At 38.9% G+C, this 13,759-nt stretch carries 14 protein-coding genes; 7 read left to right on the top strand and 7 right to left on the bottom strand.

Annotated elements, in window-relative coordinates:
* The first annotated feature begins 33 nt into the window (after window positions 1-33).
* Genes MED134_RS08150 through MED134_RS08140 form a run of 3 tightly spaced genes read left to right on the top strand, consistent with a single transcriptional unit; the run spans window position 34 to window position 2,345 of the window.
* The gene (locus tag MED134_RS08150) at window positions 34-462 is read left to right on the top strand and encodes a deoxycytidylate deaminase (protein WP_035325946.1); all 429 of its coding nucleotides are present in this window, start codon (window positions 34-36) and stop codon (window positions 460-462) included.
* Window positions 462-2,048, top strand: coding sequence for a S41 family peptidase (locus tag MED134_RS08145; RefSeq protein WP_038597802.1), 1,587 nt, complete (start codon window positions 462-464; stop codon window positions 2,046-2,048). The genes MED134_RS08150 and MED134_RS08145 overlap by 1 nt, the downstream gene beginning before the upstream one ends.
* A gap of 9 nt (window positions 2,049-2,057) precedes the next feature.
* Window positions 2,058-2,345, top strand: a complete 288-nt coding sequence (locus MED134_RS08140) for a hypothetical protein (protein ID WP_237747094.1) — start codon at window positions 2,058-2,060, stop codon at window positions 2,343-2,345.
* On the opposite strand, the gene MED134_RS08135 is transcribed toward MED134_RS08140, so the two are convergent.
* A complete protein-coding gene (locus MED134_RS08135) occupies window positions 2,346-2,543 on the bottom strand; it encodes a hypothetical protein (RefSeq protein WP_035325942.1) in 198 nt (65 codons plus the stop codon).
* 4 nt (window positions 2,544-2,547) lie between these two features.
* A complete protein-coding gene (locus MED134_RS08130) occupies window positions 2,548-3,132 on the bottom strand; it encodes a MarC family protein (RefSeq protein WP_035325940.1) in 585 nt (194 codons plus the stop codon).
* Between the two features lie 318 nt (window positions 3,133-3,450).
* Here MED134_RS08130 and katG point away from each other — a divergent pair, with 318 nt between their 5' ends.
* The gene (katG, locus tag MED134_RS08125; protein ID WP_052084170.1) at window positions 3,451-5,667 is read left to right on the top strand and encodes a catalase/peroxidase HPI; all 2,217 of its coding nucleotides are present in this window, start codon (window positions 3,451-3,453) and stop codon (window positions 5,665-5,667) included.
* Window positions 5,668-5,750: 83 nt separating this feature from the next.
* On the opposite strand, the gene MED134_RS08120 is transcribed toward katG, so the two are convergent.
* Window positions 5,751-7,250, bottom strand: a complete 1,500-nt coding sequence (locus MED134_RS08120) for a M20/M25/M40 family metallo-hydrolase (protein WP_038597798.1) — start codon at window positions 7,248-7,250, stop codon at window positions 5,751-5,753.
* 197 nt (window positions 7,251-7,447) lie between these two features.
* On the opposite strand from MED134_RS08120, the gene MED134_RS08110 reads away from it, so the two are divergent.
* Entirely contained in the window at window positions 7,448-8,014 is a 567-nt protein-coding gene (locus tag MED134_RS08110) for a DUF3109 family protein (protein WP_038601058.1), read from the top strand.
* A 74-nt stretch (window positions 8,015-8,088) separates the two neighbouring features.
* Complete coding sequence (locus tag MED134_RS08105; RefSeq protein ID WP_038597794.1) at window positions 8,089-9,231, top strand: methionine aminotransferase; 1,143 nt, start codon at window positions 8,089-8,091, stop codon at window positions 9,229-9,231.
* Here MED134_RS08105 and MED134_RS08100 read toward each other — a convergent pair.
* Window positions 9,228-9,740, bottom strand: coding sequence for a DUF1440 domain-containing protein (locus MED134_RS08100; RefSeq protein ID WP_038597792.1), 513 nt, complete (start codon window positions 9,738-9,740; stop codon window positions 9,228-9,230). The genes MED134_RS08105 and MED134_RS08100 overlap by 4 nt on opposite strands.
* A 222-nt stretch (window positions 9,741-9,962) precedes the next feature.
* On the opposite strand from MED134_RS08100, the gene MED134_RS08095 reads away from it, so the two are divergent.
* Window positions 9,963-10,433, top strand: a complete 471-nt coding sequence (locus MED134_RS08095) for an ankyrin repeat domain-containing protein (protein WP_038597790.1) — start codon at window positions 9,963-9,965, stop codon at window positions 10,431-10,433.
* A 56-nt stretch (window positions 10,434-10,489) separates the two neighbouring features.
* Here the strand turns inward: MED134_RS08095 and MED134_RS08090 are convergent, their stop codons facing one another.
* Genes MED134_RS08090 through MED134_RS08080 form a run of 3 tightly spaced genes read right to left on the bottom strand, consistent with a single transcriptional unit; the run spans window position 10,490 to window position 13,749 of the window.
* Window positions 10,490-11,152, bottom strand: coding sequence for an HAD family hydrolase (locus MED134_RS08090; RefSeq protein ID WP_038597787.1), 663 nt, complete (start codon window positions 11,150-11,152; stop codon window positions 10,490-10,492).
* The gene (locus tag MED134_RS08085; protein WP_038597784.1) at window positions 11,149-11,838 is read right to left on the bottom strand and encodes a PolC-type DNA polymerase III; all 690 of its coding nucleotides are present in this window, start codon (window positions 11,836-11,838) and stop codon (window positions 11,149-11,151) included. The genes MED134_RS08090 and MED134_RS08085 overlap by 4 nt, the downstream gene beginning before the upstream one ends.
* Window positions 11,839-13,749, bottom strand: coding sequence for a DUF294 nucleotidyltransferase-like domain-containing protein (locus MED134_RS08080; protein ID WP_038597779.1), 1,911 nt, complete (start codon window positions 13,747-13,749; stop codon window positions 11,839-11,841).
* Between the last annotated feature and the right edge of the window lie 10 nt (window positions 13,750-13,759).

The following is a 13,759-nucleotide window of genomic DNA, read 5'->3' as shown; positions in this document are numbered from 1 at the left end:
CGCGAAAGCGCACTCATAATTACAAAATACACAATGGGGTCAAAACAGCATAAATACGATATAGCATACCTAAGAATGGCTCGGGAGTGGGGAAAACTATCGTATTGTAATCGCAAGCAAGTAGGGGCAATAATCGTTAAGGATAAGATGATTATCTCAGACGGTTATAATGGCACACCCACAGGATTTGAAAATGTGTGTGAAGATGAAGAAAATAATACAAAATGGTACGTTTTACACGCTGAGGCAAATGCTATACTAAAGGTAGCAAGCTCAACTCAATCTTGCCACGGTGCAACGTTATATATTACACTGAGCCCTTGTAAAGATTGTAGTAAATTAGTACATCAAGCAGGTATAAAACGTGTGGTTTACCATAGCGCTTATAAAGATCTTACAGGAGTAAAATTTTTAGAAAAAGCTGGCGTTGAGATAGTGCACCTTCAAGATATAGACTCATAATGAAAATTAAGCGCAAGTACATACCCATACTATTTGGTTTAGGCATTGCCCTAGGGATTTTACTAGGGAGTATGTTAGACTTTGGTTATAACGATACTGCGCTCTTTGCATCAAACTCAAAAAAGGAAAAACTCAATAAACTTATTGATTACATAGACTATGAGTATGTAGATGCCATAAATACAGATAGTATAGTAGATGTTACTGTAAACGGTATTTTAGATAATCTAGATCCTCACTCAAGTTATATACCACCAGATGAGTACCGGGCTGTAGAAGAAAATATGAAAGGCGATTTTGTGGGTATAGGGGTTAGTTTTTATCCATATAATGACTCTATTGCAGTCATACAAGCTATAAAGGGAGGTCCAAGTGCTAGAGCTGGAGTAAAAGGAGGTGATCGCATTGTATATGCAGATGGAATAGACTTATCTCAGAACACTATTACAGATGATTCATTATCTCGTATTCTTAAAGGAAAAGTACGCACACCTATTGAGATTAAGATAAAAAGACCAGGAGAAGAAGATTTGCTTACCTTTAATTTTAACAGAGACCGTGTACCTATCTCTAGCGTTATAGGTAGTTATATGCTTACTGATGATTTAGGATATGTAAAAATTAATCGCTTTGCAGAGTCTACTCATAAAGAGTTTGTAGATGCACTTACGGTTTTAAAAAATCAAGGTGCAACTAGTATTGCTCTAGATTTAAGAGATAATCCAGGAGGCTATATCTCGAGCGCAGAGGGGGTAGTAGATGAATTTTTAGAAGAAGATAAGCTCATATTATTTACTAAAAATAAATCGGGTAAGATATCTAATAGTTATACAGATAACGGTGGCCTTTTTGAAGAAGGTGAAGTTTTTGTACTTATTAATGAAAATTCGGCAAGTGCTAGTGAAATCGTTGCGGGAGCACTTCAAGATAATGACAAAGGCATTATATTGGGGCGCAGGTCCTTTGGAAAAGGCCTTGTGCAGCGTGAGATGGATTTGGGTGATGGAAGTGCGGTAAGGCTTACAATAGCCCGCTACTATACACCTACTGGTAGATCAATACAAAAACCGTATGAGCTAGGAGATAAAGATTATTATGAAGATTACCTTAACAGGTATGAAAACGGAGAGTTGCGCAGTGCAGATAGTATTAAAGTGGCAGACTCATTAAAATTTAGAACCCCAAAGGGTAAGATAGTTTATGGTGGCGGTGGTATTATTCCAGATGTATTTGTGCCTAAAAACACAGACTATGAAGTTGAACATCTTAACTACGTACTGAGGTCTGGTTATATGCGCCTCTTTATTTTTGAACAATTAGAAAAAGATAGGCCTTACTATAACTCACTATCTATGGAGCAGTTTAAAAATGAAGTTACCATTACAGATGCTGTAATAGAAGATTTTATATCTTTCGCTCGTTTTAGAAAAATTACGTTAAAGGCTAGTAATTATAAAGAATTGTATAGAAGATATCTCAAAGCTACTATGGCTGGACAACTCTTTGGTAACAATGCTTTTGAGATGATGGTTAATCAAGAAGACGATGTGATCAAAAAGGTCATTGCTCTTTCAAAAGAAGAATAAACTATGTTGATGGTAGTAGCCGTTTTTGTATATATAATTGCCATCATCTTTAGGTTGATGGATAATAGTGCTGGGCTACTCATACGTCACGGCATATCTGTAAGTCCTTTTTATTTAAAGCCACCAGTCATTCTAGAGCAAATAGAGCAGCTAGAAGATAAAAAACTCATACGTAAATTACATCGTAACTTATGGTATCAAAAGTTGCACATAGCTTTTACGGTCTTAGCTATATTAACTTTAATAGTTGGAATTATATACGAGATATATAACCCATACATCATTTACCTAATGTAATTACTTACCGTGCTTTTCGGCTATCTTACGAGAGGTACGTAATATTAAGAGTAATAAAATTGCACAAGCACAGGCTATGATACCTATAAGTGCAATGCTACTATCTCCCTGTAAAGGGTTAGAAAAATCAAGCAAAGTGAGATTGTAAATAAGAAGACCTAGTGCTAGTAAAATACCTATAGGGATAACAAATTTCATACGTCTATTTGAAAAGTTCTTGAATGTTTGCAGTAAATAACTTTACAGCAATGGCTAACAAAATTACACCAAAAACTTTATGTATGATAGCAATACCGTTCTTTCCTAAAAATCGTTCAATGTGTCTTGACGTTTTAAGTACTAGATAAACAAGCAAGATGTTAAGAACGACAGCTATAAGAATATTCATAAGGTCATACTCTGCTCTTAGTGCTAGAAGAGAAGTAAGGGTTCCAGGACCAGCAATAAGCGGGAAAGCTAGCGGAAAAACAGAAACCGTCTTTTTACTAAGTGTATCGTCATCTTTAAAAAGGCTTACACCTAGTATCATCTCCAGTGCAATAAAAAAGAGAATAAATGATCCCGCAACTGCAAACTCATATACATTAATACCTATAACACCTAGTATACTCTCACCTACAAAAACAAATAAGGTCATTACAATAAGAGCAACTAGCGCCGCTTTCTCACTCTGTATGTGACCTGCTTTCTTACGTAGTTTTAAAACAATAGGGATACTTCCTACAATGTCGATAACTGCAAAAAGAACCATTGTAGCGGTTAGAATCTCTTTTAAATCTATTTTCATTAGTGCTTTTTTTAAGACGGCGCAAAGATACCTCATATTACACGCTGCATCTTTCACTTTTGGTGTGAATAAATTGTAAAGTTTTATTAACGCTTTCGCGAAAGCGTAATTCTTAATTATCTTTATACAAGATATTTAAAATGAGCATATTAAATGTTAACTTGTGTGAGAATCTTAATCACCTTAACGTTAGAATAGCAGGTCGCTCCTCTATGAGTATAGATAAAATCTATTTGAATTAAAATTATTTAAATGATAAACTATAGTTAGAGAGCCCCTTTTAAAATACTTTTATAATTCACCTAGAAAATAAAAAAAATGAAAAACACAGAGACCTTTGACCTTAACGACCCATCTGCTATAGCAAAATGTCCTTTTTTAGGAGGAGCCCATAAACAATTTGCTGGAGGAGGAACAACAAATAGAGACTGGTGGCCTAATGAGCTTAGACTTAATGTGCTACGCCAGAATGCTACAAAATCTGACCCTATGGGTGAAGATTTTGACTATGCTGCTGCTTTTAAAAGTTTAGATTTTACAGCCCTTAAAAAAGATGTTATAGATCTAATGACAGACTCTCAAGACTGGTGGCCTGCAGATTATGGTCACTACGGAGGATTTATGATACGTATGGCTTGGCACAGTGCCGGTACATATCGTATAGGTGATGGTCGCGGTGGATCAGGTTCTGGATCGCAGCGTTTTGCTCCGCTTAATAGCTGGCCAGATAATGGTAACCTAGATAAGGCTCGTTTACTTTTATGGCCTATTAAAAAGAAATATGGAAACAAAATATCTTGGGCAGACCTTATGATTTTAGCAGGTAACTGTGCGCTAGAGTCTATGGGATTCCCAACATTTGGTTTCTCAGGAGGACGTGAAGATGTCTGGGAGCCAGAGCAAGATATTTACTGGGGTAGTGAAGTAGAGTGGGGAGCAAACGAAGCCCGTTATAAAGATGGTGATCTAGAAGCACCACTTGCAGCAGTAATGATGGGGTGGATATACGTAAACCCAGAAGGCCCTAACGGAAATCCAGACCCTATGGGCTCTGCGGCAAATGTGAGAGAGACCTTTGGCCGTATGGCGATGAATGATGAAGAAACTGTAGCACTTGTTGCTGGAGGACACACTTTTGGTAAAGCACACGGTGCGGCAGATCCAGAGAAGTATGTAGGTACAGAGCCTCACGGAGCTTCTATAGAAGAAATGAGTACTGGATGGAAAAATAGCTATAAAAGTGGAGTGCTAGATGACACAATTACCTCAGGTATTGAAGGTGCTTGGACTCCTAATCCAACACAGTGGGATGCAGATTATTTTGACGTACTGCTTAATTATGACTGGGAACTTACAAAAAGTCCTGCAGGAGCACACCAGTGGACACCTACAGAAGAGAGTAATGCTAGAATGGCTCCTACAGCAGGAGATGCTTCAAAAAAGCAACGTCTTATGATGACCACGGCAGATATTGCACTTAAAGTAGATCCAGAGTACCTTAAAATTTCAAAAAAGTTTCACGAAGATCATAAAGCTTTTGAAGATGCTTTTGCACGTGCTTGGTATAAACTTACACACCGTGATATGGGACCATTATCTAGATACTTAGGTCCAGAAATGCCTGGAGAGAAATTATTATGGCAAGATCCACTTCCAGAAGCAAATGGTTATACACTAAGTGATGCACAAGTTGAGATCCTTAAGAGCGCTATTGCAGATAGTGACCTTACCATAGCAGAAATGGTAACAACAGCTTGGGCAAGTGCCTCTACATATAGAGATTCAGATAAAAGAGGAGGAGCAAATGGCGCACGTATTGCACTAGCACCACAGAGCCACTGGGAAGTAAATAATCCAGAGCAGCTCAACAAAGTACTTATCTTTCTTAAGGATATACAAAACACTTTTGATGGAGAGGTTTCTCTAGCAGATTTAATTGTACTTGCAGGTAGTGTAGGTATAGAGCTTGCAGCAATGAAAGCTGGAAGAGAGATTACGGTGCCTTTTACTCCTGGTAGAGTAGATGCTACACAAGAAGATACAGATATAGATAGTTTTGGATATCTAGAGCCAAAAGCAGATGGTTTTAGAAACTATGTACAAAGCTCTCAGAAAGCACAAGCTGCCGAGACTATGCTTGTAGATAGAGCACAATTGTTAGGACTTTCAATACCAGAGATGACAGTACTCGTGGGTGGATTGAGAGTTCTAGGTGCAAACTATGATGGGTCAAAAGTAGGAGTTTTTACAGATAGACCTGGGGAACTTACAAATGACTTCTTTGTAAACCTCCTTGATTTTACATACACTTGGAAAGCATTATCATCAGACGATACGTTGTTTTCTGGTACAGATAGACGTACAGGTGAGATGAAATTTACAGGCTCACGTGCAGATCTTATTTTTGGATCAAACACAGAGTTAAGAGCTGTTGCAGAGGTTTATGGAGCAAGCGATGGCGAAGATCGTTTTGTAAATGACTTTGTAAAAGCATTTGTAAAAGTGATGGATGCAGATCGTTTTGACGTGAAGTAATATAATTACGCTTTCGCGAAAGCGAAACAAAAAACAAAAGCCGACTTATAATAAGTCGGCTTTTTTATTGAATTTTTTGCAAGCTAGAAATTGGTTTCAAAAAGGCCAAGACACACTTTAATACCTTGTCTCATATTACCTATGCGTATATTCTCATTAGGATTATGCTGGTTGTTGTCCATATTAACAAGAGGCAAGATAACGGTAGGAAGATTTAAGGTGTTAATAAGCGGTACAATAGGCACCGTGCCACCCATCATACGTATCGTTACGGGCTCTTCATTAAAAACTTGTGTCAATCGCTGCCTCATTTTTACACCAAAATCTCCCTGTGGACTTGTTCTAAAAGCATTTACAAGAGTTTTAGTCTTAACTGTTGCTATGCGCTTGTGAGTAAGGCGCTCCTGAGCGGTGGGGAGTCTGTCTAGTACAAAATACCCCTCATTGCTTATGTGCTTTTTAATTTTATCTAGCTGGTCATCCCCACTTATTTCTGGTACAAGGCGCACATCAAGGTGTGCAGTTGCGGTGCTAGGTACTACGGTCTTGAGCCCTTTACCTGTCCAAGAGGTGTTGAGCTGTCTCACATTAAGTGTAGGATATTGTAGCGCTTCTTGATAATTTTTACCCACACTTTCGGCGCTGTGTAAGCCTAATTTTTTATTAAAGCTAGCAGCGGTAAATGGCACAGACTGCATAACAATAGCTTCTTCTGGACTTATAGTAATACCGTCATAATAACCATCTATAAGTACCCTGCCATCATCATTTTTCATACTTGAGAGTAAATGCGATAGTCTAAAAACTGGGTTAGGCACATAATTACCATAGTGACCACTATGTTGTGGTAAAGCTGCGCCATAGGTTGTAATCTCACAAGTGGCTATACCACGACAGCCAAAGGTGAGTGTAGGCTTATTAGAACTATGCGCAGGGCCGTCCATCACTATAAAATAGTCTGCAGCATAGCGATTTTTATAAGTGTCAAGAGTGCCTATTAGAGCAGTAGAACCATACTCTTCTTGAGGGTCAAAAATTACTTTGATATTAAAATTTGGTGTTTTGCCTTGCTCCTGTAATATTTCTAATGCGGTAATAAACATTAGGATAGGTGCTTTATCATCTGCTGCGGCTCTTCCATATATGCGCCATTCATCATTTATTTTTTGGTTTAATGCATCCCAGCCCATTGCTGTCCAAGTCCCAGATGGGTCTTGTTTTTTTAATACAGGGGTAAAAGGATCTTCTTGATCCCAGACTGCGGGATTTACCTGTTGCCCATCTATGTGTACATAAAAGAGAATTGTTTTAAGCGCAGGGTCGTATACTTTTTCTGCAAGTAGTATAGGCAATGTCTCGCTTTTAAGACGCGTAGTTGTAAAGCCTAGTGCTTCATATTTCTTTTCTACCCAAGCAATGTTTTCAAGCATAAGCTCTGGACTTTCTGGGAGATTAGGAATGCTCACAAAATCTTTGTGCTGTAATAAGGTTGCTCTAAGACGTTCATCTATAACCTTATCATAATTACTTTGGGATAGTGCAAAAAGTGGGACTAGACATAATATGTACAAGAGCTTTTTCATAGGCTTAGATTATATGTTGACATTAGGTTTACGCTTTCGCGAAAGCGTACTTGTCACTCTAGAAAGATACACAATAGGACAATGTGTAAAAAGTGTGGTTTCTAAAACTAAGTGCAAATTAAACCATATGACAAATACCAAAGGTGGGGTGAAAAATGTCTTATAGTTTTAAGCACAAGGCAGTATCTTTGCCTTCTATGTTTCAACTCAAAAAAACCATCGTATCTGAAGACATCATCGAAAAAGATTTTGTCTGTAATCTTAATGCCTGTAAGGGTGAGTGCTGTATAGCGGGAGAGGCTGGCGCACCACTGGAGGAAGATGAGGTGAAGATTATGGCTGACATCTATGAGGAGGTAAAACCTTTTTTACGCCCAGAAGGTATCGCCGCTATTGAGGCACAGGGTACATCAATCGTGCGTGATGGTGAGCTTGAGACCCCACTTGTAAATGGTGCAGAGTGTGCATATGTGACTTTTAATGATAAAGGCTGGGCAAGTTGCGGTATAGAAGATGCATATAATGCTGGTAAAGTAGATTGGAAAAAACCTATTTCTTGTCATTTATACCCTGTGAGGGTACAAAAGTATAGCTCATTTTCGGCAGTAAATTATCACCGCTGGCCTATTTGTGATGACGCCTGTACACTGGGGCAAGAACTTAAAGTACCCGTTTACAAGTTTACTAAAGATGCGCTCGTACGTAAATTTGGCGAAGAATGGTATGCAGAGCTAGAAACTACTGCTGCAGAAATGGGTAAATAAGAGTAAGGTAACCGTAGCCTTATCTGTAGTATAGTTGTCTTATCTTTAGTCATCATAAAGAAAAAAAGACTGCAATGCACTTTACTTCAAAACTACCGGATGTAGGTACCACCATTTTTACAGTGATGAGTAAGCTTGCTCATCAAGAAGGAGCTATTAATCTTGCTCAAGGTTTTCCTGGGTTTGATAGTGATCCCAAGTTACAACAACTGGTAACTAAGGCTATGAGTGATGGGTATAACCAGTATGCACCTATGCCTGGAGTATATGGCCTACGCGAGCAAATAGCCAATAAGATAAACACATTATACGGCAGTGATTATCATCCAGAGAGTGAGGTAACTGTGACCGCTGGGGCTACACAAGCTATTTATACCATTGTATCTGCTTTTATAAGACCGGGAGATGAGGTAATTGTTCTTAAACCAGCATATGATTGTTATGAGCCAGCAGTAACGGTAAATGGAGGAACTATAGTCCCTATACAACTCAAGGCACCGTTGTATAAAGTAAACTGGAGTGCGGTAGAGCGTGCTATAACGCCTAAGACTAAGATGCTTTTTATAAACACACCGCATAACCCCACAGGTACTATACTTGATAAGGAGGATATGATGGAGCTGTCTAGAATATTAAAAGGCACAGATATTATCTTGCTTAGTGATGAGGTGTATGAGCATATTGTTTTTGATGGTAAAAAACACGAGAGTGTAGCTAGATATCCAGAGCTACGAGCGCGTAGTTTTATTACTGCATCTTTTGGAAAAACCTTTCACAACACAGGGTGGAAAATGGGATATACAGTAGCGCCTAAGGCATTAATGGAGGAGTTTCAGAAAGTACACCAGTTTAATGTTTTTTCTGTACATCACCCATCACAAAAAGCCTTCGCTACATATCTTAAAGAACCAGAACATTATTTAAGACTCAATGATTTCTTTCAGCAAAAGAGGGATTTATTTTTAGACCTAATTAAAGACTCACGTTTTAAAGTAACACCCGCTGCTGGTACTTATTTTCAAATGCTAGATTATAGCGAGATAACGCAGGAGGAAGATGTAGAATTTGCAAAGAGACTTACAAAAAACCATAAAGTAGCATCAATACCAACCTCAGTATTTAATCTTCATCAAGAAGATTTTAAAATGCTCCGTTTTTGCTTTGCAAAAGATGATGAAACCCTTAAAAAAGCAGCAACTATTTTATGTGAGATTTAATCATCTAGTTTCCTTGCTACCCAGCCTCTCACAAGCTCTGCAGTTATACCAAAGGCTACGTGAGCCAGAAACTCATTTGCTTGTAACTTTACTGGGATGTCTTCTGGAGCTTCTTCTAGACCCATAAGTGGTAATGATGTCTCGTGTGTAGCAAGATATGCTGTCGTTCCGAAGAGGGCGCCCTCCACCACATTAGTCTCTGGTCTGTCGCGTTTTGTATAGCCTAGACTCGCGCCTAGTGTCACCCCTATTGGGATGTTTACTAGTTGTTCTGCTAGGTCCCGGTTTGAAGCACTTACGGGTTCACCCGTGAGTTTTTCAGAAATATTATCTACAAGTTTAAGTTGCGCGCTTTCTGTGTTAGGCTGTCTTACTGGTAAAAAATGTTCGATTGCTGTTTTTACAATAGTACCTGCAAGTCCACCTAGTACACCAGAGATAACCCCTCTCGAAGCAGTAGATGCCATTGTGTCTTTTTCTAGCCAGTTTGATAATGCAGAGTTGCTCATTGTAATATAGTTTTGGTTAGTGTTTTTAAATATAGTTTAGAACTTGAGCTTAGGGTCTTAAGAGAATTGTAATTAACAAGATTTTAGCGAGCCTACTTGATGAACAAATGTTTTTACAATGATTACTTAAATCATATTATAGGTAAATATTATGACTGCTTGTGAGCGCGATATTTGTTTTGTGATTATATTTATACATTAAGTTAGATAGCACAGCATATTATGAATGACAAACTTTTTGATGCCATACGCAACGGAGATGTAGAGATGGTAAAAGCAATTATAACGGCACACCCAGAGCTTATTAATATAAAAGATCAACGTGGTTCAACGCCGCTCTTACTTGCCACTTATTACGGTAATCAAGATATGGCAGAGGCTATGCTTAAGCACAAACCAGATCTTAATGCAAAAGATGCTTCTGGCAACACGGCCCTTATGGGTGTTTGTTTTAAGGGGTATGCGGCCATCGCAAAACTACTTATAGACCACGGTGCAGATGTAAATGCTCAAAATTTAAACAGTGCAACCGCTTTGATTTATGCAGCAACTTTTGCACAGTCGGAAATTGCACAGCTACTTATAGATAATGGCGCAGACGCAAGCCACGTAGACGAAAAAGGAAACACCGCTTATGATCACGCAAAAATGCAAGGAGCAGAAAAGCTAATGGCTATTTTAGAAGGCAAGTAGCAGGTTTACGCTTTCGCGAAAGCGTAATTCTCCATCTTTACGCACGCATTTTTAATCTATCCAAATTGCGAGAGGTCAAAATTTGCATAGTCTTTTACCCAGTGCGTGCACCCATTTTTAAACATTGCATCTTTGTTTTTTGTGCCTATGCCTAAAAAATCTATCTCAAGATCTTGTGCAGCTTTGAGATCCCAGAGACCATCGCCCACAGCAATGATGCGCTCAAAACTAGAGTGACCATAATGTGCCTTAGACTTCTCTATGGCTTCTTTTACAAAACCTACTCGTGATACATTTTCTAGCGAGGTGGCGAGTACTTCTGGTATAAATGGCACACCAGAGCCTTCCATCTTTACCACTGTTGCTTTTGGGAAAGCTCCCGTACCATATGCAAAAGGAATTTTTTCGTTTATGAGAACCTCAAGTAATGTTGTAGCACCTTTTATCTCTGGCACAGAAGGGTGTTTTATGAGCTCTTCTCCTAAGAGTGTATCTAGTGTGTACCGTAAATCTTGTGGTGCTTTCTTGCCAAAATTGCGCTCATAATTATACTCCAGTGCATAGCGATCTGTATGATGCAGGTAGTTATCATAATCTGTATCTATATCTTTGAGACCTATATCTGCAAGTACTTTGGTTATTACAGGTAAATAGGTGGGTATGCTGTCTGTAAGTGTACCGTCTATGTCAAATACAATAAGTGTGTCTTGATTAATCATCTAAAAAGGTGTTTTAATTTCATCTCGCCATCGCTGTTGAGCTTATGAACAATTTTTATAAAAGCAAGCGCCGTGATTAAAGAGTCTCCCGCTGCGGTATGCCTGTCGTGTAGTGGTATTTTAAGAGCTTCGGCAAGCTCATCTAGGGTGTAGCGTTTGTCTTGTAGAGGTCTGTTTACTGGGTGTACTAGTCTCTTGTATAAAATCTCTGTATCGAGTTGTCTGTTTTTTAGCCTGCCTAGCCCAGCTCTCTTAAGTGATTGATTTACCACTGCTACGTCAAAGCCTACGTGATGCCCTACCAGAATATCTGTGCCTATAAAATCTAGACACTGGGCAATGGCTTCTTTTTCATTAACCTTGAGGTAATTGCCTTGTTTTAAGATCCCGTGTATTTGTGCGCTGTCTGGATTGTAAAAGTCTTGTTTTAAAAATAGCTCGAGCGTGTCTGCCACAATAACTTGATTGCCTACCACAGCAACACCACCTAGGGAAAGAATGCGATCTTTTTTATAATCTAAACCCGTGGTCTCTGTATCAAAAACTACAAATCTTGTGTTTTGTAAACCCTTGCTGTCTGCGGTTTTTTTAAAGAAGCGTTTTTCCTTTTTTTCTTTCGCGAAAGCGTCAAGATATTTTATCCAAAACTCTGGTAGTGAGTCATTATTTTTTGAGAATAAGGACATCTAGCTTAAGTTTTGAGTTTGAAATCGTACACGTAGTACTTCTTGCACATCTCGTAAGGGTTTAAAACATCTCTTGAGTTTAAGTCTATCAGATTTTGATAATGACTCTAGTTGTATAAAGCGACCGCTATCTCCGTTTTTTAAACCTTGTTGTACTCTAAATTTAAGTAGTGCTTTAAACGCATAAGCACAACTTTCATATAACTCTCGGTTTTCTGGTTCTAGCATAGCGAGTTGCTCGTATCTAGTAGAAGTTCTATTTACATTTTTGAGACCGTGATATAGAGAAAGTACTCTTGCCGCACCTATAAGAGGTGCCATTGCTCTGTTTTTTATATCAAATTCATCTTTGTGAGCCCCATCACTTTCTACCAGAAAGTTTCTAAAAAAACTCACCGGCGGCGGATTTTTAAGCGCATCTTTTGCCATAAATCGATAAAAAATGGAGCTGTCACCTAGTAAACTGTAAATGTGAGTAGTGAGCTCTTCAACGAGTTGCTGGCTTCCAAATGTGCGCCTGTAATCAAAAAAGATACCCGAGAGTAGCATACTCTCTGGTGAGGGGTCATATATCCAGCCTTTAAATTTTTCTTTCCACTCACTTATGGGTAAACAATACAAAGGGTTGCTTCCCATCATATCTGCAGGACAATAATCATAGCCTATTTTATGCAGGCGTTTGTTCATACGGTTTGCCAGTCTTAAGAAATAAGCTTTTGTGGCTTCTTCTTTTTCTGCGGGGACATTTTCATAAACAAGGGCATTATCTTGATCTGTATATAACAGCTGCTCTTCCCTGCCTTGACTGCCTAAAGCTAGCCAAGTAAAAGGTACTGGAGGGGGTTCACTCATTTTGGCTAGTGAGAGTTCCATCGTGCGATATATGAGGGCACCCTTGAGCTCAGAGAAGATATTGAGTATGTGTGATAGTGGTAAACCTTGGTCAAGATAGTTTGTAAGTATTACCGTTGCTTTCTCCCAAGACATACGTAGGAGTTTAGTCTTTTCTGCTCTTTTAATTTCTTTAATAAGTTCGGCAGGACTATTACCAAATGAGACTACAATATCGTGCTTGCTTAGTATCCCTATTATAGCGCTTCTATCTGTTCCATCTTTTGTAATTACGAGATGATTTACTCCGTACTTTATAAGCATAAGCTGCGCCTGGCCCACTGTTAAATCTCCAGGAGTGCACACCACGGGATGAATCATTATATCCTTTGTAAGTGTGTTTGTAGTGTCTGTACCACTTGCAATGGCGTTGCGCAGTTCTCTGTTAGTCAAAATCCCAACAGGTAGCTCGTTGCTAGTTACAACCAGACTACCTATCCTGCTAGATTGCATAAGTTGTGCTGCCTCTTGCACAGTAGCACTTGGGTCACAGCTTACTACATTCTTACTGTAGTTTGCTTGCTGCAAACCTAGTAAGTCTTGATTACGATCTGGCTCATAGGTGTTAAGTAAGGATCCGTTTTGTTGCAAGGTATAGGGGTCCTTTATGTTTGAAGCAAAGCTGGCGATGAGGTAATTTGAGATGGCTTTGTTCGCTTTCGCGAAAGCGGAAAACGCTTCTACCGGTATCGTGTAGATAATAGTTTCCTCATTTGCCGTTGCTGTGGTACGGTAGGTGTTCTCACTAGTTACTTTAAGGCCAAATAAATCACCCTCATCACAAATGTCTACCACCTTTGTCTTATTACCAGAAGGTCTGGTGAGTTTTATAGCGCCCTGCTGAACGATATAAAAGCGATCACTATAAAGCTCGTCTCTAGAAAAAAGAATCTGATCTTTATCTAGATAGAGCACATTTGCCAGCGTAGATATTTTAAAGAGATCGTCACTCGCCATAAACTGAAAAGGCGGGAACTGTTTTAAAAAATCATATATACGTGTTGCGATTGTGTTTTGCATAGACAGTGCG

It is taken from the genome of Dokdonia sp. MED134, assembly GCF_000152925.2.
In the GTDB taxonomy this organism is placed as follows: domain Bacteria; phylum Bacteroidota; class Bacteroidia; order Flavobacteriales; family Flavobacteriaceae; genus Dokdonia.
The sequence above is the reverse complement of the archived record's forward strand: the minus strand, read 5'-3'. Positions and strand labels throughout refer to the sequence as shown.

Coding starts and splice junctions, on each gene's coding strand:
- MED134_RS08150 (WP_035325946.1), top strand. CDS start 34: ATGGGGTCAAAACAGCATAAATACGATATAGCATACCTAAGAATGGCT.
- MED134_RS08145 (WP_038597802.1), top strand. CDS start 462: ATGAAAATTAAGCGCAAGTACATACCCATACTATTTGGTTTAGGCATT.
- MED134_RS08140 (WP_237747094.1), top strand. CDS start 2,058: ATGGTAGTAGCCGTTTTTGTATATATAATTGCCATCATCTTTAGGTTG.
- MED134_RS08135 (WP_035325942.1), bottom strand. CDS start 2,543: ATGAAATTTGTTATCCCTATAGGTATTTTACTAGCACTAGGTCTTCTT.
- MED134_RS08130 (WP_035325940.1), bottom strand. CDS start 3,132: ATGAAAATAGATTTAAAAGAGATTCTAACCGCTACAATGGTTCTTTTT.
- katG (WP_052084170.1), top strand. CDS start 3,451: ATGAAAAACACAGAGACCTTTGACCTTAACGACCCATCTGCTATAGCA.
- MED134_RS08120 (WP_038597798.1), bottom strand. CDS start 7,250: ATGAAAAAGCTCTTGTACATATTATGTCTAGTCCCACTTTTTGCACTA.
- MED134_RS08110 (WP_038601058.1), top strand. CDS start 7,448: ATGTTTCAACTCAAAAAAACCATCGTATCTGAAGACATCATCGAAAAA.
- MED134_RS08105 (WP_038597794.1), top strand. CDS start 8,089: ATGCACTTTACTTCAAAACTACCGGATGTAGGTACCACCATTTTTACA.
- MED134_RS08100 (WP_038597792.1), bottom strand. CDS start 9,740: ATGAGCAACTCTGCATTATCAAACTGGCTAGAAAAAGACACAATGGCA.
- MED134_RS08095 (WP_038597790.1), top strand. CDS start 9,963: ATGAATGACAAACTTTTTGATGCCATACGCAACGGAGATGTAGAGATG.
- MED134_RS08090 (WP_038597787.1), bottom strand. CDS start 11,152: ATGATTAATCAAGACACACTTATTGTATTTGACATAGACGGTACACTT.
- MED134_RS08085 (WP_038597784.1), bottom strand. CDS start 11,838: ATGTCCTTATTCTCAAAAAATAATGACTCACTACCAGAGTTTTGGATA.
- MED134_RS08080 (WP_038597779.1), bottom strand. CDS start 13,749: ATGCAAAACACAATCGCAACACGTATATATGATTTTTTAAAACAGTTC.